This is a genomic window from Paenibacillus cisolokensis (assembly GCF_050481165.1).
GTDB classification, from domain to species: domain Bacteria; phylum Bacillota; class Bacilli; order Paenibacillales; family Paenibacillaceae; genus Paenibacillus_AH; species Paenibacillus_AH cisolokensis.
This window is the reverse complement of record NZ_JBCNFP010000080.1, coordinates 1-22957: the sequence shown is the minus strand read 5'-3', so window position 1 is coordinate 22957 and position 22957 is coordinate 1. Positions and strand designations below refer to the sequence as shown.

21 protein-coding genes and 1 pseudogene are annotated in these 22957 nt (G+C 57.8%); 6 read left to right on the top strand and 16 right to left on the bottom strand.

Annotation, left to right across the window (positions count from 1 at the left end):
- Positions 1 to 48 precede the first annotated feature (48 nt).
- The 10 genes from ABEV74_RS14210 to ABEV74_RS14165 form a co-directional block, all read right to left on the bottom strand.
- Positions 49 to 1713 (bottom strand): response regulator, encoded by a 1665-nt coding sequence (locus ABEV74_RS14210; protein ID WP_430146815.1) that lies wholly within the window; start codon positions 1711 to 1713, stop codon positions 49 to 51.
- On the bottom strand, positions 1691 to 3472 hold the full coding sequence (locus ABEV74_RS14205; protein ID WP_430146813.1) for a cache domain-containing sensor histidine kinase: 1782 nt from the start codon (positions 3470 to 3472) through the stop codon (positions 1691 to 1693). The genes ABEV74_RS14210 and ABEV74_RS14205 overlap by 23 nt, the downstream gene beginning before the upstream one ends.
- Before the next feature lie 105 nt (positions 3473 to 3577).
- Positions 3578 to 4423 carry a carbohydrate ABC transporter permease gene (locus ABEV74_RS14200; protein WP_430146811.1) on the bottom strand — a complete coding sequence of 282 codons (846 nt, stop codon included), beginning with the start codon at positions 4421 to 4423 and terminating at the stop codon, positions 3578 to 3580.
- Positions 4420 to 5379 (bottom strand): carbohydrate ABC transporter permease, encoded by a 960-nt coding sequence (locus ABEV74_RS14195; RefSeq protein WP_430146809.1) that lies wholly within the window; start codon positions 5377 to 5379, stop codon positions 4420 to 4422. Before ABEV74_RS14195 ends, ABEV74_RS14200 begins: the two co-directional genes overlap by 4 nt.
- A gap of 169 nt (positions 5380 to 5548) precedes the next feature.
- Entirely contained in the window at positions 5549 to 6196 is a 648-nt protein-coding gene (gene fsa, locus ABEV74_RS14190) for a fructose-6-phosphate aldolase (protein WP_062495195.1), read from the bottom strand.
- A 15-nt stretch (positions 6197 to 6211) separates the two neighbouring features.
- Entirely contained in the window at positions 6212 to 6616 is a 405-nt protein-coding gene (gene ndk / locus ABEV74_RS14185; RefSeq protein WP_062495197.1) for a nucleoside-diphosphate kinase, read from the bottom strand.
- A 91-nt stretch (positions 6617 to 6707) separates the two neighbouring features.
- Positions 6708 to 7673: a class II fructose-bisphosphatase gene (glpX, locus tag ABEV74_RS14180; protein WP_062495199.1), complete on the bottom strand. Its 966-nt coding sequence runs from the start codon at positions 7671 to 7673 to the stop codon at positions 6708 to 6710.
- 30 nt (positions 7674 to 7703) lie between these two features.
- A complete protein-coding gene (locus ABEV74_RS14175) occupies positions 7704 to 8510 on the bottom strand; it encodes a pyruvate, water dikinase regulatory protein (protein ID WP_062495200.1) in 807 nt (268 codons plus the stop codon).
- Positions 8507 to 9139, bottom strand: a complete 633-nt coding sequence (locus ABEV74_RS14170) for a helix-turn-helix transcriptional regulator (protein WP_062495203.1) — start codon at positions 9137 to 9139, stop codon at positions 8507 to 8509. The genes ABEV74_RS14175 and ABEV74_RS14170 overlap by 4 nt, the downstream gene beginning before the upstream one ends.
- Positions 9140 to 9383: 244 nt before the next feature.
- On the bottom strand, positions 9384 to 11156 hold the full coding sequence (locus ABEV74_RS14165; protein ID WP_430146806.1) for a M3 family oligoendopeptidase: 1773 nt from the start codon (positions 11154 to 11156) through the stop codon (positions 9384 to 9386).
- A gap of 348 nt (positions 11157 to 11504) precedes the next feature.
- On the opposite strand from ABEV74_RS14165, the gene ABEV74_RS14160 reads away from it, so the two are divergent.
- Together ABEV74_RS14160 and ABEV74_RS14155 are read left to right on the top strand one after the other, a co-directional pair.
- Positions 11505 to 11687, top strand: coding sequence for a YycC family protein (locus tag ABEV74_RS14160; protein WP_062495204.1), 183 nt, complete (start codon positions 11505 to 11507; stop codon positions 11685 to 11687).
- A complete protein-coding gene (locus ABEV74_RS14155; protein WP_062495207.1) occupies positions 11684 to 11920 on the top strand; it encodes a hypothetical protein in 237 nt (78 codons plus the stop codon). The genes ABEV74_RS14160 and ABEV74_RS14155 overlap by 4 nt, the downstream gene beginning before the upstream one ends.
- Positions 11921 to 11947: 27 nt before the next feature.
- Here ABEV74_RS14155 and ABEV74_RS14150 read toward each other — a convergent pair whose 3' ends face one another.
- Entirely contained in the window at positions 11948 to 12337 is a 390-nt protein-coding gene (locus ABEV74_RS14150; protein ID WP_062495209.1) for a globin domain-containing protein, read from the bottom strand.
- Between the two features lie 453 nt (positions 12338 to 12790).
- Between ABEV74_RS14150 and ylbJ the strand changes: the two genes are divergently transcribed.
- The 3 genes and pseudogenes from ylbJ (at position 12791) to ABEV74_RS14135 (ending at position 16591) form a co-directional block, all read left to right on the top strand.
- Positions 12791 to 13861 (top strand): sporulation integral membrane protein YlbJ, encoded by a 1071-nt coding sequence (gene ylbJ / locus ABEV74_RS14145; RefSeq protein ID WP_430146830.1) that lies wholly within the window; start codon positions 12791 to 12793, stop codon positions 13859 to 13861.
- A 190-nt stretch (positions 13862 to 14051) separates the two neighbouring features.
- Positions 14052 to 14849 carry an NAD kinase gene (locus tag ABEV74_RS14140; protein ID WP_062497192.1) on the top strand — a complete coding sequence of 266 codons (798 nt, stop codon included), beginning with the start codon at positions 14052 to 14054 and terminating at the stop codon, positions 14847 to 14849.
- Positions 14850 to 14851: 2 nt separating this feature from the next.
- Positions 14852 to 16591: pseudogene (locus ABEV74_RS14135) on the top strand (ABC transporter ATP-binding protein).
- 132 nt (positions 16592 to 16723) lie between these two features.
- On the opposite strand, the gene ABEV74_RS14130 reads toward ABEV74_RS14135, so the two are convergent.
- Both ABEV74_RS14130 and lipA read right to left on the bottom strand, forming a co-directional pair.
- Positions 16724 to 17638: a YutD family protein gene (locus ABEV74_RS14130; protein ID WP_430146803.1), complete on the bottom strand. Its 915-nt coding sequence runs from the start codon at positions 17636 to 17638 to the stop codon at positions 16724 to 16726.
- Positions 17639 to 17665: 27 nt separating this feature from the next.
- Positions 17666 to 18559 carry a lipoyl synthase gene (gene lipA / locus ABEV74_RS14125; protein WP_062495217.1) on the bottom strand — a complete coding sequence of 298 codons (894 nt, stop codon included), beginning with the start codon at positions 18557 to 18559 and terminating at the stop codon, positions 17666 to 17668.
- A gap of 333 nt (positions 18560 to 18892) precedes the next feature.
- Between lipA and ABEV74_RS14120 the strand changes: the two genes are divergently transcribed.
- A complete protein-coding gene (locus ABEV74_RS14120) occupies positions 18893 to 19903 on the top strand; it encodes a M23 family metallopeptidase (protein WP_430146801.1) in 1011 nt (336 codons plus the stop codon).
- Here ABEV74_RS14120 and yunB read toward each other — a convergent pair.
- The 3 genes from yunB to ABEV74_RS14105 form a co-directional block, all read right to left on the bottom strand.
- Positions 19900 to 20856: a sporulation protein YunB gene (gene yunB, locus ABEV74_RS14115; RefSeq protein ID WP_082655669.1), complete on the bottom strand. Its 957-nt coding sequence runs from the start codon at positions 20854 to 20856 to the stop codon at positions 19900 to 19902. The genes ABEV74_RS14120 and yunB overlap by 4 nt on opposite strands.
- A gap of 139 nt (positions 20857 to 20995) precedes the next feature.
- Positions 20996 to 21721: a ThuA domain-containing protein gene (locus tag ABEV74_RS14110; protein WP_062495219.1), complete on the bottom strand. Its 726-nt coding sequence runs from the start codon at positions 21719 to 21721 to the stop codon at positions 20996 to 20998.
- A 297-nt stretch (positions 21722 to 22018) separates the two neighbouring features.
- Entirely contained in the window at positions 22019 to 22306 is a 288-nt protein-coding gene (locus ABEV74_RS14105) for an alpha/beta-type small acid-soluble spore protein (protein WP_430146828.1), read from the bottom strand.
- Positions 22307 to 22957 lie beyond the last annotated feature (651 nt).

Here is a 22957-nt window from a genome sequence, read left to right as displayed (position 1 = left end):
CCAGTTTGCCTATGGAACGTGTATGAGAGGAATGCACAATCTATTTCACTATGTTCCGAATTGTTCGGACTTTCTCCGGCCGTCAGCGGCGGCATCAATCGGGCCTTTTAGCAGATCGGTCGGATTCATGCCGGTATGCTTTTTGAACAGGGTGGAAAAGTACGGCACATTGCGGTATCCGACCTTTTCCGCCACCTCATAGATCAGGTGCTTCCCTTCCAGAATGAAACGCTTCGCCTTCTCCATCCGGACGCGGGTCAAATAATCCTGAAACGTCTCGCCGGTCGCATTCCGGAACAGCGTACTCAAGTAATTTCGCGACAAGTGCACCTGATCTGCAAGATCGCTCAAACGAATATCCTCCGCATAGTGCGCATGAATGTATTCAATCATGTAATCGACCGCCTGCCGGTGCCGAAGGTTGTCCCCGTTGCGCTGCAGCCGCCGGCAGATCGAGCGCGTCTTCTCTTCGAACCATTGGCTGAGATCGGCAGGGCTCTGAAGCCGGGAAAGCTCCTGCTGAACGGCGTCATCCGCAAACAAGTCCTCCAGGGAATACCCTTCTTCATGAACCGCATAGGCGAATATCGTCCACAGCTCGGCCGCAATCCGCCGGACGTCCTCCGGAAAAACGCCGCCGTCCTTCGTCCATTCGCCGACAAACGCGCGAATCCGCCGAATCGTCCGCTCTTCCTGCAGCAGGCGGATCGACTCCGCCACTTCCTGGTAAAACGGCACCCGCCGGATGCGGCCGCCCGCCATTCTCGCTCCCGGGATAACCGGCAGGCGGCGGATATTGCCGTCGCCGGCAAGCGAACCGCTCGCATCGGTCAGCGCTTGAAACGCCTGTTCAGTAGAAAGAACGATCTGCCGCGGTCCCCGCTGCCGCTCGCCTATTCCGATCCGGATGGAGAGCTGGAGATAGTGCCGGATCTCGTCCGTCAACATCCGGCACAATTCGTTCACCTGCTCATCCGTGGCAGGACGATGCTCCGGAATCGGAAGCAGCACCGCCAAATAGCGGTAGTACAATTCCAGCACGGCCGCTTCGGGCCATCGCGCCTGCAGCAGCTCTTCCATAATGTTCGCGACGGCGAACCGGAACAGATGAGTGTCGGAACGCCCCGGTTCGATAAGACGCGGCGACCCGGCAATCTCCACGGCGAGGACGACGAACTCCCGTTCGGGAAGCCGGATTTCTCCCGACTCCCGCATCCGTTCCAACCGGGGATCGTAAGAACCGGTCACAAGCGACTTGAGACATTCTTTTTCCAGATAAGGCCGGAATTGGCTTACCTGCTCCATCAACTCATGCTGTTCTTGACGCTCGGCCGCTTCCTCCTCCAGGCTCCGAATGACCTTGCGGAGCACGTTCCGAATCGTCGCGATGCTGACCGGCTTGGTCAAATAGTCCGTCACCTCGAGCCGCAGCGCTTGACGCGCGTATTCGAAATCGGAATAGCCGCTCAAGATGACGAACCGGCTCGTGCATCCGCTTTGCCGAAGCGCCTCGAGCATTTCCAGCCCGTTCATCACAGGCATGTAAATATCCGTGATGACGATATCCGGATTCGCCTGCCGAACCAGTTCCAGCCCTTGCTTCCCGTCTTCCGCTTCCCCCGCGTATACGGCATTCAACTCGCCCCACGGAATGATGTTCCTCATGCCCGCCAGCACCTGCCGGTCATCGTCAATGATCGCGATCCGCCACATGGGAGCGTCCTCCTTCCGGTTTCTCGCGGAGCGCCGGAAACGACAGCGTTACGCTGGTTCCGCCCGACTCCGGCGCTTCCGCCACGATTTTGCAATCGATTCCGAAATAAGCGTCCAGCCGCTCTTCGATGTTGCGAAGGCCGTAGCCGCCGGTTTTCCGGTTCCGGCGTTCCCGCCAGTCTGCCGCCAGTCCCACGCCGTCGTCCGTCACCTGCAACCTTATCCGGCCATCCCGGACATCCGCCAATATCCGCACCGTGCCGGAATGTCGGCCGTGAAACCCGTGAACCATCGAATTCTCGACCAAAGGCTGAAGCGTCAGCTTGGGAACATACAGCGTCAAACAGTCGGGTTCCACTTCCGTTTCGACCGCCAGTTCCCCTTTCCAGCGCAGCTGCTGGATTTCCAGATAGCAGAGCGTATGATTCAGCTCCTCCTCCAACGTAATCCACGTTTCCCCGTTCGACAACGTCGTGCGGAACATGCGCCCCATCAGTTCCAGAACCCGGCTCATCATCTCGTGGCCCGCTTCGATCGCCATCCAGTTTAGTTGGTCGAGCGTATTGTAGAGGAAATGCGGATTGATGCTTGCCTGCAGCGCTTGCAGCTCCGCTTCTTTCTGCCGGGCATACTGCGCCTGCTGGGCCGCATAAAGCTCGTCCACCCGCTCCCGCAGCTTGCGGAAACCGCCGAACAGGCTTCCGAATTCGTTGCGGTAATCGTTCGGCAGCGGCGTGTCCGGCTGGTGGATGGTGAACCCGGACATGGAGCGAACCAACAGACGGACCGGACGCGTGAACTGCCTTGACAAATACAGCGTAAGCAGAAGAGCCGGCAATAACGCCGACAGTCCGAGCATAAACAACGTCAACGCCAGCCGCCAACTGCCGGAAGCGATCTCCTGCCAGGGCGTAATCTCGATGAGCATCCATCCGTCGGGAAACGCCCGCGACCAGACCATTAACGATTTTTCTCCGGTCGATGCCCCCCGCTCGCCGTCGCCGCCGCGGTTCATCGGCATATACCCTTCTTCCTTTTCAAGCCCGCGGACGACCTCAAGCAGCTCCGGCGTCAACCGGGTTCCGCTGTCCGCCGTCATCGGCCGATTTCCGGAATCAAGCAGCAGCCGCTGCGCTTCGCTGTTGCGCCGCAGCACGGATTCAAACGCTTCCAATTTCACATTGATCACGATCAGCCCCATATAGGCAAGATCGGGGGCATAAATTTTGCGGGCAAAGCTGATCACCTTTTTGCGGCCGCGATCCGTCACCACTTCCCGCTCCGGAATCCAGACAAAATCGGATTTCGCGGCAAGGTCGTACCAGGCTTCACCCTGCAGCCGATCGTGCGGAAGCATCGCGATGTCTTCCTTCTCGCCGATCACAATCGGATCGTACATATAGATTTGGATGGAAAATATGGTCGACGAACTGATAACCTGACCCTTCAAATTATTGATCACATTTTGGTAGCTCCGGTATTTTGCGTACGCATCCCGGCGGATGGCCAGATGTTCCAGCAATGCGGGATCGCGGGCGATGGACAGCGACGTCTGCTCGACCGACTGACGCAGGATGCCGAGCTGCTGGTTGAGCTCTTTTAACAATCGGGCTTGATAGACCGACGTGTTTTCCGCCAACTGTTGCGAGGACAGCCGGAAAGCCCCCCAGCCGACAGCGGCAAGCAGCAGCAAAATCAGAAGGGCGAAGCTCCCGAACAACAAGATGTCGATTCGCCAGCGTTTGAACGGATGCTGCATGGAAGCCCCTCCTTAGCCACCCGGTGGCGCCGTGTGGAACTTGTCGGACGAATTTGAAAAGACTGCGCAAAACCGAACGCAGCCCTTTTCGTGTCCTATATTATATCACCCTTTCAGCCCGGTTGTGGCGATGCCTTCGAGAAAGTGCCGCTGCGCCAGGAAGAAGACAATCACTTGAGGGAGGATCGAGACGAGCGACATCGCGAGCAGCTGCCCCCAGGCGGTGGCGGACTGCGTATCGATAAACATGCCGAGCGCGAGCGGAACGGTGTATTTATCGATCGAGTTCAAATAAATCAGCGGTCCGAAGTAATCGTCCCAACTCCAGAGAAACGAGAAGATCAATACCGTAACCAAGGCCGGCCGGGTCAGCGGCATGACGATCCGCCAGTAGATGCCCCACCAATTGCAGCCATCCAGCTTCGCCGATTCGTCCAGCTCACGGGGCAGACCGCGGATAAACTGCACGAGCAGGAAGATGAAAAACGCGCCCCCGGTTGCGCTTGGCACGATAAACGGCCAATACGTATTGATCCAGTCGAACTGATGAAACATCGAGTATTGCGGAATCAGGACGACCTGTCCGGGCAGCATAATCGTCATCAGCAGCAGGGAAAACCAGAGCTTCTTCAGCGGAAACTGCAGCCGGGCGAACCCGAACGCCACCAAACTGCTGGAGATCACCGTCAGCACCGTCGTCGTCATGTTCAATTTCGCGCTGTTCAGGTAGAAGTACGTAAACGTATACTTGGGAAGCGCGTTCCAGCCGTCCGTAAAATTGCTCCACATCGGCTTCTCCGGAAACAAGGTCGGCAGACTCAATTCGGGCACGGTCTTTAACGATGCGCCGATCCACCAGAGAACGGGATAAAACATGATAAAGCTGAAACCAAGCATAAAAACGTGCCGAAACACCGCTTGGAAACGCTTGTCCGCCACTCGCCGCGTCATCGTCCGCCTCCCCCTTCCGTTTCGTAAAAGACCCAGTATTTCGAAGCGACAAAATTGATCGTCGTAGCCAACGCCACAATGACCAGCAAAATCCAGGCGAGAGCGGAAGCATAGCCCATTTCCAGATTGGCAAACGCTTTGTCGTACAAATAAAGCGCATACACTTCCGTTGAATTAATGGGGCCGCCTTCCGTAATAATGAACGCCGAGGTAAACATCTGGAACGATCCGATCACGCCCATGACCAGGTTGAACAGCATGACCGGCGAAAGCATGGGCAGCGTCACATGAAAGAATTGGCGAAACTTGTTTGCGCCGTCCACGCTTGACGCTTCGTACAATTCCTTCGGAATTTGCTTCAGACCGGCCAAAAAGATGATCATCGCCGATCCGAACTGCCAGACGCTGAGCAGCACCAGCGTCCCCAGCGCGGTTTCCGGGAGGCCGATCCAGTTTTTCGGAGCGATGCCGAACCAACCCGCCACGGCGTTGACGAATCCGTCCACTCCGAAAATATTCCGCCACAACACCGCCACGGCCAGACTGCCGCCGATGAGCGAAGGCAGGTAAACAAGCGTCCGGTAAAAGGACATGCCGCGAATGTTTTTGGCCAGCAGCATGGCGATGAACAGCGCTGCCGCAAGCCGCAACGGCACCGAAGTCAGCACGTAAAGAAACGTCACTTTCAGCGAGTTGTAGAAGAACCGGTCGCGGAAGAGGTCCCGGAAGTTGTCCAGACCGATCCAGTTCGGCTTCTCCAGCAGGGAATAGTCGGTGAAGGAAAAATAAAGCGATTGGATCATCGGCCACAGCGTTAAAATGAAAAAGCCGATCAGCCAGGGAGAAATAAACAAATATCCGGCAACGGGAGCGTCCCATCTTGCCCGAACCCGGCGGACCAGGCGGCGGAAAGCCGGGACTGCCGTCGGCTGATTCGCGGCCAGCGGTTTCGCCATGTCTGTCACCCCTTCGGTACGTTAACGTGTAACTTCAGTATACCGGGGGCGTCTGAAGCGTAAAATGCGGGAGATCTCCAAAAAATTTCACTATGTTCACAAAAAAAAAGGCTCTCCCCGTCATCGCCATGATGACGTTGGGAGGGCCCCGCTTCTATGGCGGCCGCGTTTACTTGCCGCTCATTTTGTTCCAGTCGCTCAAAAATTTCTCGATGCCGATATCTGTAAGCGGATGCTTCCATAGCGACGGCAGCAGCGATCCCGGAATCGTCGCGATATGTCCGCCGGCTATGGCGGCCTGCTCGACATGCGCCAGGTTGCGGACGCTTGCCACTATGATTTCGGTCTTGAAGCCGTAATTGTCGATAATCGTCTTTAATTCGCGGATCAGGTTCATGCCGCTCACGCCGATATCGTCCAGCCGGCCGACGAACGGGCTGATGTAGGTCGCTCCCGCCTTGGCGGCCATCAGTCCCTGGGCTGCGGAGAATATAAGCGTCACATTCGTTTTGATCCCTTTGGCGGCCAGCGCATGGGTCGCGTACAGGCCGTCCTCGGTCATCGGCAGCTTGATGACGACGTTCGGCGCCCATTGCGCGATTTCTTCGGCTTCCCTCAACATGTCTTCCGCCTTCGTGCTGATCACTTCGGCGCTGACAGGCCCCGGCACAATGCTGCAGATTTCCTGAATGACCTCCTTGAAGTCGCGTCCTTCCTTCGCGATCAAAGACGGGTTCGTCGTCACGCCGTCGACAAGTCCAAGCCTTGCGATCCGTTTAATCTCTTCTACATTGGCCGTGTCCAGAAAAAATTTCACGATCGGTTCCCTCCTTCAATTGTTTCCGAAAAACAAGCCGATTTCACGCTCGGCGCTTTCCGGAGAGTCGGAGCCATGCACGACGTTGTAGTCCACGACAAGACCGAAATCGCCGCGAATCGTGCCGGGCGCAGCATCGGCCGGGTTCGTCTTCCCGATAATGGAACGGGCATTCTTGACCGCATCCGGTCCTTCCCATACCATGGCGAATACCGGACCGGACGTAATGAAGTCTACCAGCTCGCCGAAAAACGGCTTCTCGCGATGTTCGCTGTAATGCCGCTCCGCCAGTTCGCGGCTGACCGTCATGACCTTTCCTTCTGCAAGTACGAGACCTTTGCGCTCGAAGCGGGAAATAATTTCACCGACCAGTCCGCGCTTGAATCCGTCAGGCTTTACCATTACAAACGTTCGTTCCATAGCGATCACGACTCCCTTGTCGAATTATGGGTTACTTACGGACTTGCGACACTTGCGACAATTGCGACAATTGCGACTATTACGTATAGCTTCAAGATTGCAGCAATGGCTTGGAAGGCAAGTAATGCAGTGAACGAATGTACCGGATCGTGCGGGTCTGCGCACGCATGACGATGGAATGGGTTTCCGCGCGCTGGTCGGCCAAGTATCGGACGCCGCCCAGAAACTCGCCCGGCGTGACGCCGGTCGCGGCAAAGATGACGTCTCCGCTGCCGACCATGTCGTCGATCGTCAACAGCTTGCGCGGATCGGTCAGTCCCATGGAGATGCAGCGCTGCTCCTGCTCGTCGTTCTCCGGCATCAGTCTGCCCTGAATTTCGCCGCCGAGACATTTGAGCGCCGCGGCTGCCAGCACGCCTTCCGGCGCGCCGCCTGACCCGACATACAGATCGATGCCGGCTTCGGGGAAGGCGGGCGCAATCGCGCCGGCCACGTCTCCGTCCGACAAAAACTTGATGCGCGCGCCTGTCGAGCGCAGTTCTCTGATGATCCCGGCATGACGTTCCCGGTCCAAAATCATGACCGTCAAGTCGGACACTTTCTTGCCGAGCGCGAGGGCGGCTTTCTCGACCGTAATGCGGACCGGATCGTTCAGGTTGAGCTTTCCGGCCAGCGCCGGCCCGACCGCCAGCTTCTCCATATACATATCGGGCGCGTGCAGAAGCTGGCCTTTGCCGGCGACGGCCAGTACGGACAGCGCATTATTGAGCCCTTTGGCCACAATCTCCGTTCCTTCCAGCGGATCGACCGCCACATCGAGCTCCGGTCCTTGCATGCTGCCGACCTGTTCACCGATATACAGCATAGGGGCCTCGTCCATTTCACCTTCTCCGATGACAACGGTTCCCCGGATCGATACGGTATCGAACATGGCCCGCATCGCCTCCGTCGCGGCGGCGTCGGCGGCGTTTTTGTCGCCTCTGCCCATCCACGGCGCGGAAGCCAGGGCGGCCAGCTCCGTTACCCTCACCAATTCCAGCGCAAGTTCCCGTTCCATATTCAGCCCCCTTATACCGTCTTTCCACGTTTATGCCGTTTCATTCAACCAGTCGATAATGATTCCCGCCGTTTCCTCGATCGCCCGGTTCGTCACATCGATGACAGGGCAGCCGAGCGACGCCATCACCTCGTCGGCATAAGCCAACTCCTCGGCGATCCGCTCGGCGGAAGCGTACTGCGAGCCGAACGGCAGGCCGAGCGAGCGGAGCCGCTCCGAACGGATGCGCAGCAGATGGTCGTGCTGCATTTGCAGTCCGACGATCAGCCGGTCGCGGTTCGCGATCAGCTCGACCGGCGGCTTCACCTCCGGCATCAGCGGCAAGTTGGCCACCTTGATGCCCTTGTGCGACAAGAAAATGCTGAGCGGCGTCTTGGAAGTACGGGAAACGCCGATCAATACAACCTCGGCTTCGACAAGACCGCGCACGTCCTTGCCGTCGTCATATTTCACGGCGAATTCAATCGCTTCGATCCGGCGGAAATAGGCGTCGTCCATCGAGTGGAGCAGCCCCGGCTCCCGCTTCGGGAAGCTGCCGAACGTATCGACGTACGCCTGCAGCATCGGCCCCATGACGTCAACGGCGCGCACGCCGCGGCGCTGCGCCTCTTCGCGCATCATTTCGCGAAGCTCGGGCTGGACGAGCGTAAAAGCGATAAACCCGCCTGTACGGGCCGCCTCCGCCACGATGCGAATAATTTCATCCTCCGTTTTAATATGACCGTACCTCTTCAGACGGACACCGTCGGACGGGAATTGGCGAAGCGTCGCCTTGGCCACCGCTTCGGCCGTCTCCCCGACAGCGTCCGAACAAATATAAATGATCGGTTCATTCATTCGGTTGCCGTTCCTCCTATTATTCCGTCCGCCGTCAAATCCGCCATGAGACGAATGACGTTCGATTTCGCGATCCAACCGACAACTTCCGGCTCTTTGCCGCCGTCCGGGTCGATGACAGGCAGGCAATCGACCTGATGCGCAATCATTTTGCGAATCGCTTCGGTGACCGGGTCTCCGGGAGCGACCGTTACGATATTGGGGTAACGCGTCATCACCATGCTGACCGGAATGGCGCCGGCGTTCGGATTTCCGAGCGTCATCTTCAAAATGTCTTTCGGCGTCACGATGCCGACAAACCGCTTCTGTTCGTTCACAACGAGCAATGTATCCGCATTTTCCATAAACAGCGTAACGACCGCGTCATGCAGCGAAAGCGTATCCGGCACGTTCACCGGCACGCCCATCGCTTCGCCGACCTTCATGCTTTTCAGCTTCTGCAGCGCAGCGTTCTCGACGCGATAGTCTTTGCCGACGAAATAGCCGACTTTCGGCTTCGCATCGATCAGACCGAGCATGACGAGGAGCGACAAGTCGGAACGGAGCGTCGGGCGGCTGACCCCCAGCATTTCGGCCAGCTGCTCCCCCGTTATCGGCGCATGCCGCTTGACCAGGTTCAATAGCTCCATCTGTCTCGCTGTCAAATTGATGCCGCATTCCCCCTCGCTTGTCCATTACGGATGAATCCGATTAACATAACGTAATATTAAACACCTTTTTCACGAAATAATATATCATAATTAAAAATAGCGTACAATAAATAAACGCACATTTTACGGCAGGGCATCGGTTTTGCTCGATTTCATACAACAGCCGGCCCCGTACGGGACCGGCATATATCGGTTCGATCCGGCGATCCATCCCGACCGCTGATCAATCGGTGATCGCCATAAACTGGTCAACATCGGCTTTCGTCAATGCCACCGCCTGCCGCCAGAATGACGGTTCGTCAAGCCTTACGCCGAGATGCTTGTCGGCCAGCTCCTCCACCGTCATGCGGCCCGTATCCCGAAGCAGGGCGACATACCGGTCCGCGAACGCCGGCCCTTCCTGCCGGGCGCGGGCGTAGATGCCGGCCGAGAACAAGTATCCGAACGTGTAAGGGAAATTATAGAACGGCACGTCGGTTATGTAGAAGTGCAGCTTCGACGCCCAAAAATGCGGATGAAGCTCGCCTAGCGCGCCGGCGTAAGCCTCCCGCTGGGCTTCCTCCATCAGCGCGTTCAGCTCTTCGGCAGACAGCAAGCCTTCGCGCCGCCGTTCGTACATCCGCGTTTCGAACAGGAAGCGGGCGTGGATATTCATGAAGAAGGCGACAGATCGCTGGATTTTGTCGTCGAGCAGGGCGAGCTTCTCTTCCCGGTCTTTCGCGGCTTGCAGCGCGGAATCGGCCACGAGCAGCTCGGCGAACGTCGACGCCGTTTCGGCCACGTTCATCGCATATTCCTGGCATAGCGGCGGCAGGTCGTTCAAGACATGCTGGTGATAGGCATGCCCGAGCTCGTGCGCAAGCGTCGAGATATTGGAAGCTGTGCCCGAATACGTCATGAAGATGCGCGTCTGGCCCGATTTCGGGAAAGACGTACAAAATCCTCCCGGACGCTTGCCGGGACGGTCTTCCGCTTCGATCCAGCCGTCGCGGAAAGTCATGAGTGCAAAATCGGCCATATCCGGACTGAACGAACGGAACCGGTCGACAATGAACTCGGCCGCTTCGTCGTACGGCACCGTATGCGCCGCGCTTCCGATCGGCGCATCCACGTCGTGCCAGTCCAGACGCGGGAGCCCGAGCAGCTTCGCCTTCCGCTCCAAATAGCGGACAAGCTGCGGCTTGCCTTCGTTGATGGCCGCCCACATCGCCTCCAGCGTGTCCCGGCTCATCCGGTTGATCTGCAGCGGTTCCTTCAGCACGTCGTTCCAGCCCCGGTTGCCGTACAACTTCAAGCGGAAACCGGCGAGCCGATTGAGCGTCTCCGCGCACAGATCAGCCTGCTCTCCCCATTCCCGCTCCCATTCCGCAAACGCCCGCTGGCGGACGCCGCGATCGCCGTCCGTCAGCTTGTTCGCCATCTGGCCGGCCGACAGGAGCTGTTCCTGACCTTCCGCATCGATGAACCGGAAGCGGGTGCGGGCGACGATCGTATTGTACATCTCGCCCCAGCCGTGATAGCCGTCCACCGCCAGTTCCCCGGCCAGCGCTTCCTGCTCGGGCGGCAGCTTCTCCCTGGCGACCTCCCGGCGCTCCCGCAGATTGAACGCGACCGGAGCCGCCGCCGGCGTCCGCAGCCACGACTCCCATTCGGCATCGGGCATCGTCCGCAGCCTGTCGTCGTATTTGGTCAAGGCGGACAGAAAGGCGGCGCCCAACGTTTTCACCCGGTCGTTCAGCGCTCCGGCCGCCTGATCGCGCATATCCTGCGCCTGCAAACAGGCGACGAACGACTCCGCCTGCCGCAATCTCGGCAGGATCGACTGAACGGCTTCCGTCCAGCCGGACAGGCCGGCTTTCGGTTCATCGGCGAGCGACCGGTCAAGCGCCGCGATATCCCGCTCCAGCCGCTCCAGTTCCGCCGCAAAGGCGGAGGAGCGTGAGCCTCCTGCGTAAAATACGTCCAGATCCCATGTCTGCGGATAAACATTCGCCATAAACGATTCCCCTTTCCCGTCCTTCGCAGCGCCCGGCGTCCCTTCGGACCAGGCGTTTCCGTCAACACCGGTGCATTTCGACTCCGTCGTTCCTTCGGCCCTTGCGTCATTTCGACTCCCGGCGTTTCTTCGACTCCGGCGTTTCTTCGACTCCCGGCGTTTCTTCGACTCCGGCGTTTCTTCGAATCCGCGGTCCCAACTGGCGCCGCCGCGCGAAAGAGGATAAAATAGAAAACAAAGGCCGGCCAAAAGTCGCTCTTCAGATGCGCTCTTGCCGGCAATGTATATCCATTATACCGCATTCCGTTCCGGAACGGATAGCGATTTCCGCAATTGGAGGGATGAACGATGTCCAAACCGCTGCCGATTTCGGCGGAAACGGCCGTCAAGCTGGCCGAGAAGCTTAACGTCCCGCTGGAGCATCTGATGCATATGCCGCGGCATATTTTGCTGCAGAAGCTCGCCGAGCTGGCGAACGAGCCGGACCGCGCCAAACCCGAAGATCGTGGCGGGGGATCGTCGCCGCTATGATTCCGTTCGACCGAACATGGCCTTACGATATCGTCATGAACGATGTTTACGTGCCGGAATGTCCGTTCTGCGGCCAATCGAACGTGCTGCTTCCGATCAGGCCTGCGGAGCTGGACGACGTGCGGAGCGGAAAGAAAAAACTGCTCGTTTTTCCCTGCTGCCGGAACAGCGTCACGATCATCGACGCCGACAGCGATTATCTGTTGACGAATCGCAGGCTGCGTTCCGGATAACGCTGCGCCGCTTCCGCGGCGAATCCGTCATGTCGGATCGTCCTCCGTATTGACAAAATGATAGGCCGGCCCGCTCAGGCGGGTCAGCACGATTTCCCGAAGTTCCTCGTCAACGCCGGCTTCCTCGAGCGCTTCGGCCATGCAGCCGAGCCATGCCTCCGCCCGTTTCGGCGTAACCGGAAACGGCAGATGCCGGGCCCTCATCATCGGGTGGCCGTACCGGTCCGAGTACAGGGACGGTCCCCCGAAAAACTGGCTCAAAAACATATACTGCTTCTCCATCACCGGCTCGATATTTTCCGGAAACAGCGGCCCGAGCAGCGGATGCCGCTTGACGCGCGGATAGAAAGCTTCCACGATCCGCCGCACCGTTTCGCCGCCGCCGAGCGCTTCATAGATTGTTCCGTAAGCTTGCACTTCTGTCACCTCTCTTCTGGCTTCTGCCTCGCCTACCGCTATTATACCATGAAAGAGCGCCCGACCGGCCGCGCCGCATCCTCTGTCACCAAACAGGCAAAAAAGCAAAAAATGCCCGGCTCCGAAGAGCGGGCATTGTACTTATTCGTATGACCGATTCAACCTTCACAATCTTCTTCGCCCGGGGCCGGCAAGGACACCCGAATGACGTAAACGAAAGCGCAAACGAGGATGCCGGCGATAACGCTCATATCGATCACTCCAAGTCAGTCGGTGTATTTATATTGTAGCATAACCGTTTTGCGCCGAACAGTCTTTTTGGAAGCGTTTCCCTATAAAATTCTCATTTTTTTAATTTAAATGCATTCCGATGCAGGTGATGTTTGTCCACGCGGGCTCATATATCTGGAATACAAGCGTTTGTACGCCAATATCGTGAAAGGGAAGAACGCCATGCTCCGATTTATGCTCCGCCCCGCTTCGGTCATCGCCTGGTGCTCCGCGCTCATGGCGTTGCTGATGACGGTGTTTCCCTATGCCGCGCTGGAAGCTTCCTTGCGGGGGCTGTCGATCTGGTGGGAAGTGCTGTTTCCCGCGTTGTTCCCGTTTTTCGTCATCTCCGAGCTCTTGCTCGGTTTCGGCATCGTCCATTTTTTCGGCAAATTGCTTGACCCTCTGATGCGGCCGCTGTTCCGCCTGCCCGGCATCGGCGCCTTCGTCGTGACGATGGGGTACGTCTCCGGTTATCCGGTAGGCGCAAGGCTGACGGCGCAGCTATGGGAGCAAAAGCTTGTGAACCGGTCGGAAGGCGAGCGGCTTGTCGCCTTTACGACGACCTCCGATCCGATCTTTCTGATCGGGGCGGTCTCCGTCGGTTTCTTCCACAATGCCGCACTCGCCCCGCTGCTGGCCGCCGCGCATTACGGAGGCGCGTTTGTGATCGGGCTGCTGATGCGGTTTCACGATGCTTCCTCTCCCGGCACGCCCGATCCGGCGGCGAGCGGAACGGTTCACCGCCGGGGAAGGCGCGTCGCGGACGCTTTGCAGGCGATGCATCAAGCCCGGCTATTGGACGGGCGCGGATTCGGCGAACTGCTGCGCGACGCGATCCAGTCCGCGCTGCGGCTCATGATGGTCGTCGGCGGGCTCGTCGTTTTCTTCTCCGTCGTGATGGAGCTGATGACCCGGGCCGGAGCCGTCGCGGCGTTGGCCGAAGGCATACGTCTCCTGCTGTCCTCGCTTGGCCTTCCGTCTCCGATCGCCGACGCCTCCGTCTTCGGCTTGTTCGAGGTAACGCTTGGCGCCCGCGCCGCCGGCGACGCCGAAACGGAACTGCTGCACAAAGCGGCGATTGCGGCCTGGGTGCTCTCCTGGGGCGGTCTCTCCGTCCATGCCCAGGTCGCCAGCCTGATCAGCCGCACCGACATGCGTTACGGGCCGCTGCTGCGCGCCAGACTGCTGCACGCGTTCGTCGCGATGGCGCTCGTCTATATGTTGTGGGGGTGGCTCGGGCCCGCTGCTTAACGCTTGCGGGGATGGCTCGGGCCTGCTCCTTGAACGCTTGCGGGGATGGCCCCTGCTCCTGAACGCTTTCGGACGGTTTGCGGCCTATCCCGTTCCAAATCCGGCGGACCGAGCGGAATCGACGTTGTGTTCCTTCCCGTTTTCCGCTATGATCGAATGTGACGATAATGACCGGAAGGAGCTTATATTGTTGAAATATGCCGTAATAGACAGAGGAGACAAGTTGTCGATTCAGCTTGCCGAACGATTCCATACGTTGGCTGCCGGACGCGGATTGGTGCGCGATGAGGAGCGGCCGGAAATCGTCATCTCCATCGGCGGTGACGGAACGCTGCTGCAGGCGTTCCACACCCATCTGGAACGGATCGACGAACTCGCTTTTGTCGGCGTGCATACCGGCCATCTTGGCTTTTATGCGGATTGGCAGAAGGATGAGCTTGAGGAGCTTGTCCGCACGATGTCCGATCAAGAGCCGAAAATTGTCCGGTATCCGCTGGCGCGAATCGAGATGGAGACGGCGGAAGGGACGTCGTCGCATCTGGCGCTGAACGAATTTACGCTGAAAGGGGTAGACGGCACGCTCGTCGCCCAGATCAATATCAACGATGAATTGTTCGAGATGTTCCGCGGCGACGGCATCGTCATTTCGACCCCGTCGGGCAGTACGGCGTACAATAAGAGCGTCGGCGGAGCTATCGTCCACCCGTCCATCGAATCGCTGCAAATCGCCGAAATCGCGTCGATCAACAATCGGGTCTACCGGACGCTCGGCTCGTCCGTGCTGCTGCCGGCCCACCATCATTGCGACATCATTTCGCGGAAAGAACAGCGGCTGTTGCTGGCGATCGATCACCTGAATATTTTGCGCTCCGATATCCGTTCCATCCGGGCAAGCGTGGCGGGACAGAAAATCAGCTTCGCGCGCTACCGCCCGTTCACATTTTGGAACCGGGTAAGAGAAGCGTTTCTCGGATATGAAGTGAACTGACGATGAAAGATTGGCGCATGTTTTTTAGTTTCGTCAAGCCGTATCGATGGCTCGTCATCGTGACGCTGCTGATCGGTGCGGTTAAATTTGCGATCCCGCTGTTGCTGCCGCTGCTCGTCAAATATGTGGTGGACGATATTTTGCTGGCCGACTTGACGACGGCAGAGAAGCTCGATCATCTGTGGAAGGCGATCGCATTCGGGATGCTGCTGTTCGTCGTCGCCCGCTATCCGATCGAATATTACCGGCAATACTTTGCGCAACTGACGACAAGCAAAATTTTATTCGACATGCGGACCCGCATCTGGAGCCATCTGCAGAAGCTGTCGCTTCGATATTACCAGAACCGCTAGTCGGGCGAAATCATTTCGCGCATGATGAACGACGTGGAGCAGAGCAAGGCGCTGGTCGAGACCGGCCTGATGAATATTTGGCTCGATATGTTCACGCTGATTTTGGCCCTTGTCATTATGTTTCAGATGGATGCCGGTTTGACGCTCGTGGCGATTGCCGTGCTGCCGTTCTACGCGCTGGCGGTAAAAACGCTGTACAAAAGATTGCGGTCGTACTCGCGCTCCCGCTCCCAATCGCTCGCCGAGATGCAGGGCTATTTGAACGAACATGTGAACGGCATGGCCGTCGTCAAAAGCTTTACGCTCGAACGTTACGAACAGAAGCAATTCGGCGCGAAAAACGAGCAGTTTTACTCCCGTTCCCTGGCGCTTACCCGCTGGAACGCCCTGACGTACAGCATCGTGAATACGATCACGGAGATCGCGCCGCTGCTCGTGCTCGGCTACGGGGGCTATCTCGTCGCAGCCAAAGGATTGTCGGTCGGCTCGTTCGTCGCTTTCTACGGCTATCTGGACAGGCTGTTTTCGCCGCTCAGACGGCTGGTGAACGCGTCTACCGTGCTGACGCAAGCCGCGGCTTCGATGGAGCGGGTGCAGGAGTTGCTGGAGGAACATCCCGATATCCGGGACGAACCGGACGCGAAAAAGCTTGAAAAGGTTCGGGGCAGCATCGAGTTGCAGGATGTCTGGTTCCGCTACAAGGAGGACAACGACTGGGTGCTGCGGGGCATCGATCTATCGGTATCGCCCGGACAGACCGTCGCCCTCGTCGGCATGAGCGGAGGCGGCAAGTCGTCGCTTGTCAGCCTGCTGGCGCGGTTCTACGATGTGCAGAAGGGCGCGATACGGCTCGACGGTCAGGATATCCGGTCCGTCACGCAGGAGAGCTTGCGCAGCCAGATCGGCATGGTGCTGCAAGATAACGTTTTGTTCAGCGGCTCTGTGCGGGAAAATATTATGCTCGGCCGTCCGGACGCGAGCGAGGCGGAAATGATCGAAGCGGCCAAAAACGCCAATGCCCACGATTTTATCGAATCGCTGCCAAACGGCTACGATACCGAAATTGGCGAGCGCGGCGTCAAGCTGTCCGGCGGGCAGAAGCAGCGCATCGCGATCGCCCGCGTTTTTCTGAAAAATCCCGCCATCCTCGTGCTGGACGAAGCGACCTCGGCACTGGACCTGGAATCGGAACATCTCATTCAGGAATCGCTGCGGAAGCTGGCGCAAAACCGGACGACGCTGATTGTGGCGCATCGGTTGTCCACGATTACGCACGCCGATCAGATTGTCGTAATCGAGCATGGCGAAATCGTCGAGACCGGCACGCATGACGAGCTGATGGAGAAGGGCGGCGCCTATGCCCGTTTGTATAACGTGCAGCATTTGTGAGGAGGCGCTGCTTTATTCGCTCCCGCCGCGCTGTCCTCGCGGCCGATAGCGAACCTGCAGGCCTCTATCCGCCCACGCCGCTCCGCCCGCTGCTCATAAACATAGACGAAGCCGGACGCTCTGCGTCCGGCTTTAACGTTCTTCCTTATGAACGGCGCGCCTGTTCTCCGGATGGCCGACCGGCTGCCGGCTTTCCTGGCCGGCGCGCGCATCCGCCGCACCGGCTGCCGCTTGCTCCCGCGCCAGTCTTGCGGCATCCGGTTTGCCGCCGGGGCGTCCGAATGGGCGGTTAGCGCCCTGCGGGCGCTTGCCGGGCCGGTCGCCGCGTTCCCGGCGTTCCCCTTTCGGCTCTGGGCGCCCGTCGCGGGCGGCGGCATCCTTGCGATGGTGGACGGAACGCCCCTCCCGCAGCGGCTCCGCGCCTTGGCTGCGCGCCTCGCCGCGCCTGCCTGCGCCGGAACGCGCTTCCTCGCCGTTACCGGCCTTGTCCGCACGCCCCGCGCTGCCGTTCTCCGCGCCGCGCTCGCCTTCCGGCGAAGGCCGGACAGTCGCATCGGCGTATGCGCCAGGATCGGCTGGCGCCGCATCCTCCGCTTTCATACCGGAACGCTTCGGCTCGGCCGGCGGATTGAAAGGCACAGCTGCGCTGCTTTCCCCTCCGGGAACAAGGTCTTTGGATTCCTCCTTCGAATCCTCGTCCTGCATCCCGTAAACGGCGGATTCGTCGGCAAAATCCGGAGACAAGAGGTCTCTGTCCCCCGCAGACTTCGAAGGGTTCGGCACTTTTTGCAGCACAAAGTAGGCGCATCCGAAATTGCAGTATTCGTTAATGTAATCGACCACTCCCGATATGGCCGTATCTTTGTTCGCCTTCGGGTGATTATCGCGAAAAAAACCTTTCAGCCGAAGCTTCTCGTAACCCCAATCGCCAACAATGTAGTCGTAGCGTTCGAGCACCTCGCTGTACCGCTCGCGAAATATTTCCGGGTTCCACCCGTTCTTGTGGTCATACACCAGTTTGTATGTTTTGCCGGCGATATGAATCAAAGCGCTACCCCCACTCCGTCTTGCAGCTTACGGCGAAACCGCCCGCGATTCCGCAGCGGACTGCACCTGTTCATGCGCATGATACGAGCTGCGCACGAGCGGTCCGGATTCGACATGATCGAATCCCCGCGCCAGGCCTTCGCGCTTCAGCGCCGCGAATTCGTCCGGATGAACGTAACGTTCCACAGGAAGATGGTTTGGCGTAGGCTGCAAATATTGTCCCAGCGTCAAAATGTTGCAATCCACTTTGCGCAAATCGTCCATGCTCTGCAAAATTTCTTCATAGGTTTCCCCGACGCCGAGCATCATGCTCGATTTGGTCGGAATTCGAGGCTGCATTTCTTTGGCCCGTTTCAAAAGTTCCAGAGAACGGTCGTACTTCGCTTTGGCCCGTACCCGGTCGGACAAACGTTCCACCGTCTCGATATTATGATTCAAAATATCCGGCTTGGCATCCATAACAATTTTCAGCGCATCCCAATTTCCCATAAAATCAGGAATCAGCACCTCGACGCTGCAAAACGGCAGACGGCGCCTGATCGCGCGAATCGTCTCCGCAAAGATGGATGCCCCTCCGTCATTCAGGTCGTCACGCGCCACCGATGTCACAACGCAATGGCGAAGCCCCATTTGCTCGGCCGCTTCCGCTACGCGTTCCGGCTCCTGCAGGTCCAGCTCGGTCGGCATTCCGGTATTGACGGCGCAGAACCGGCAAGCGCGGGTGCAAATATCGCCCAAAATCATAAAGGTCGCCGTACGGTTCGCCCAGCATTCGTAAATGTTGGGACAGCGCGCCTCCTCGCACACGGTATGGAGCGTTTTGGAACGCATCATATCTTTAAGCTCAGCATAATTCCCGTCTGTAACCAGCTTAATCCGCAGCCAATCCGGTTTGGGCTGCTTGCTTTGCTGTTTTTTCATGAAGGCATTACCCGCTTTCGCTAATTCGGTTTGCTTACTCGTTTATTATAGCATGTTTCGGATAAAAACCAATGATATGCAAATGATAACAGCTAGATAACCCCGTGACTGCGCCATGCAAACGATGCCGTTCTGCTTCACAAAATACTTTAGCCCGTGGCGTTGCCACAAGCCACTATGCTTTTCGCAAAGCTTTAGTCCATGGCTTTCGAAGCCACTATGCTCTTCGCGAAGCCTTAGTCCATGGCTTTCGATGCTGCTTTGCTTTCGCAAACCTTGAACCCACGGCTTTCGAAGCTGTTTTGCTTCGCAAATCTTGAGGAGGTGACACGAGTGAAACGTTTCCGGTCTATAGCGGCTGCCGCCGCCATCGGAGCGTTCATATGCGCCGCTTTCGGTCCGGCCGGATCGGTGAAAGCCGCTGATCCCCGTCCGACGGAGGAACGGCAGCAGCTGTACGACAGTTTGAGCGCCGTAACGGGTATACCCTGGTACCGCCTGGCCGCTTTGGACCAATACGAGCATACATTGACCATGGCCCGCCCGAAGACGCGGCAGAAAACCGGCCGGATCGTCAGCATCTACGTACCGGAGGAAAAATGGAGCGGTCCGCTCAACCCGGACCCGGAAGAAACCGACCCGGCCGTTATCCGCTGGTTCGGCGGCATCGGATGGGACGGGAACGGAGACGGACGCGCCGAACGGACCAATGATATCGATTTGCTCTATTCCGTTGCCCGGCAGCTGATTCCTTACGGACAGTCCGAAGACGACTTTGCCGTCGGATTGTGGGAATATTACCGCAACACGCGCGCGGTCCAACGCGTGAACCAGTTTGCCAAAATTTATCAGGCATTGGACAAGCTCGAGCTGAACGACCACGCTTTTCCGCTGCCAATCGGCACAAGTTATTCATACCGCAGCACCTGGGGGACAAGCCGCAGTTGGGGCGGCAGACGGATCCATGAAGGAACCGATATTTTCGCATCTTACGGTGTGCCCGTGCGCAGCACCTGTTACGGCATCGTGGAAGTCAAAGGCTGGAATCCTTACGGAGGCTGGCGAATCGGCATACGCGATCTGAACAACTATTATCATTACTACGCCCATCTTTCCGGCTTTAACAAATCGATCAAAGTCGGCGATGTACTGAAGCCCGGCCAGGTTGTCGGCTGGGTCGGCAGTTCCGGCTACGGCAAACCGGGCACTCAGGGCAAATTTCCGCCGCATCTGCATTACGGCATTTACCGGGATCGCGGCTTGATCGAATGGTCGTTCGACCCGTATCCGCTGCTGAAACGCTGGGAAGCGGACGAGCGCAAAAAAATCAAAAGCGGACGTTAAGGCGCAGCGCTCCCGCTATCCTCTTCCGTGTGAGAAGGCTCCGGCACAGCCGGAGCTTCTTCATTGCCGCTTCGCTCTCCTTCTCCGGCTCCGGGTTTTACGGTCACGCCCGTCTTTCCCGGTTCAAGCGGCAAGGATATCGCCGGCGCATTGGCGGCGGAACTGCCGACGGGATTGCCTTTGTTGTCGTAATAATACATCGGCACGTCGCCGACGACCAGCAAATACGATACCGGGATTTCGCTCTCCACCAGCTCCGGTTCGGTATCGAAAGGAATAATAATGGACACTTCCGCCATTACACGTATATACACTTCAACCAGAACCATGTTAATGCCCGTGGCCTGTTGCCGCGTCTTCAGCTCCACCTTCGCCGCGCCCAGCGGCTCGAAGCGGACGGGAACGCGCGGACCGAACGACGCGATAATGGCGCTGTCGAACGCCTGCCCGATCGGAATCCGCTCCGGCACTTCATGCACCGCCTTCAATGCCGACTGCACGGTATCCACCGTCTCCGACGTAATGCGAATATGTTCGGCATAGTTGAGCATGAAGCCCGACACTTTTCCGCTGCCGTCCGTTTTCCATTCGATCAGTTGCTCGAGATCGGTTCGCTCCGCCACTCTCTCGGTAATCGCTTTATTGATCGCCTGCGTCGCCACTTGCTTCACTCGCATTTTCGCCACGTGCATAAGCGGCGGGCGCAAATTTTTCTCAATATACGAGAAGGTTTGAACCGACAGCAGAACGAACAGAACGAGAAAAATGATGACGAATTTTTTCTTGCCGCCTTTGCGGATCGGCTTCGAAGGTTTGGAACGAAAGACGGCCGGCCGCGATACCGTGCCGCCAGGCCACAGCTTCACGGGAGATCGGAACGTCCGGGCTTTCCAGCCCTTGGACCGGGGCGGCAGCGATATGCTGATCCATCGTCTTTTTCCCCATCTCGCCATGCGCGCATCCCCCTTTTTCTCGATGTCGTCCGCTCGTAACATGTCTATGCCGAAGACAGGCAAAAAAGAAGGAAACCGGGTAGCTACCCGATTTCCGATGTTGGCGCTTTTCATGTCTTCCGACAGCATCGCATGCGCATTACAGCTGATTGTCCCCCATCCCGGAATAAGCGGCAGTCTGCGTATAGCCGGACGAGGATGCGGCGCTTTTCCCTTCCGCGCACCAGAGCATCCCTCTCCGCATCATTTCCTTAACCGGAGGCATATTGACGATGTTCGCCTGGTGGCCGAGCGAATTGTAATACACTCTGCCGGCTCCCCACCGTTTCGTCCAGGCTACGGGCATATCGACCGCCTTGTTCGTGGAATGAGGTCCGGGTGCGGTCGGGAATCGTGTTGTCGCCAGCACTTCCACGGCCGGATCGACATGCAAATAATATTGCTCGGAACGAACGGTGAAATCGTTCAGCCCCGCGGTCAACGGGCTCGAACTGTTGCGGATTTCCACGACATATTCCACGCCGTCGCCGCCCGGATGGGCCACCCAATTGCCGCCGGTCATAAACTGCCAGTCGACATTTTCCCGGAACGCGTCGCACATGCCGCCATGGCAGCCTGCCAAACCGACGCCGCTCTGCACGGCCTCCGATACGTTGTTCACGAGCTGCTGGTCGATCCGTCCCATCGTCCATACCGGCACGATCAGATCGAGCCCCTTCAGCTTCTCCGCATCCGAAAAGGCTTCCAGCGTATCCGACACTTCGACCTCGAACCCTTCCGCAGTCAATATGCCGCGGAAAATATCGGCCACTTCCTTCGGCTGATGTCCGTCCCAGCCGCCCCATACAATAAGCGCTTTTTTCATTCCGATCTCTCCCTCGCGCTGCTTTTTGTTTCCGCCATTCCGCGAATGAACGCATGTTCATTTTATGTACACGCGTTCATTTTCTCACGGAAGGATGCCGTTGTCAAAAGGTTTTTCCGTCCGTTGCCGGCAGCAAGTTCAGCCAACTGGTGCCCCTCACCGCGGATTTCGGCTGTTTTCTGCCAAAATCGGAGCGTTTCCCAGCGGCGGCGGCATCCGAAACATCCTTTATTGCGCCATGAATCTGCACCCGCTTGCGAACCGTTTCGCCGAGGCGACAATTTTAAAAAAGCCCCGTCATGGACGAGGCTGACGCGCCAGCTGTTCCTGGGCAAGCCGGATCATTTCCCTGACCATCGCGCCCCCGATTTGACCGCCCACCTGACCGGCCGACTCCGTCGTCAAATCGCCGTTGTCTCCGGGCTTCAAGGGCACGCCGATCGATCGGGCAACTTCATATTTGACGTCGTTCGGGCGGCTCGGATCGACATGATAGCCTTGACGCCGCATGACCTCCGCCTTGAAAGCCTCCATCGCGCGTTCCGCCCCCGGTACGACCAGTCTTCTTCTGCCTCTTCTTGCCATCGATTCGTTCACCTGCTCTCTCCGTAATAGTTTGCTTTAGGCTAGCATCCCCCTTATTCCGCTTTTCATGTGCGGCATCATTTGCTTGAAACCTGCGTTCCAAGACGAACGCCATCTTCCGAAACAAGCCGCTTTATGACTGTAAAGAAGCGGTCGGCTTGGACGGAGCGACGGTAATTTGAAGAAAGGTAGGGGCCGATTTCGTTGGAGATTTCTTCAAGGTGAAAGACCGCTGCTGCGACAAAAGGCGATTCGCTCTTGCCAGAGCTCGCTGAGTGGCGGATTTGCCATGAGAACCCACCGCTGCTGCGTTAAAAAGCGATCCGCTTTTGCTGGATGCTCGCTGAGTGGCGGATTTGCCTTATCATTACCCGCCTCTTGCTAGCGGCAAACCGCGTGTTCGGTCATGCAGGCTGCGATTAAGGCTTCCGTTAAGGCTTCCATTTAGTTCCCTTTAACAATCTAACGAATCTGACAATCGCTATTTGGCGAAAAATCGATGTTTCGGAATTGTAACGAATCTGAGCAACGCTATTTGCTTAAAAGTAGTCAAATTCAAGCGGAAAATCGTAAATAAGGTGGCTCAGATTCGTTACATCCCAAAAAGCGGCTTATGGGCAAAAATAAGACGTGTGAGATTCGTTGCTATGA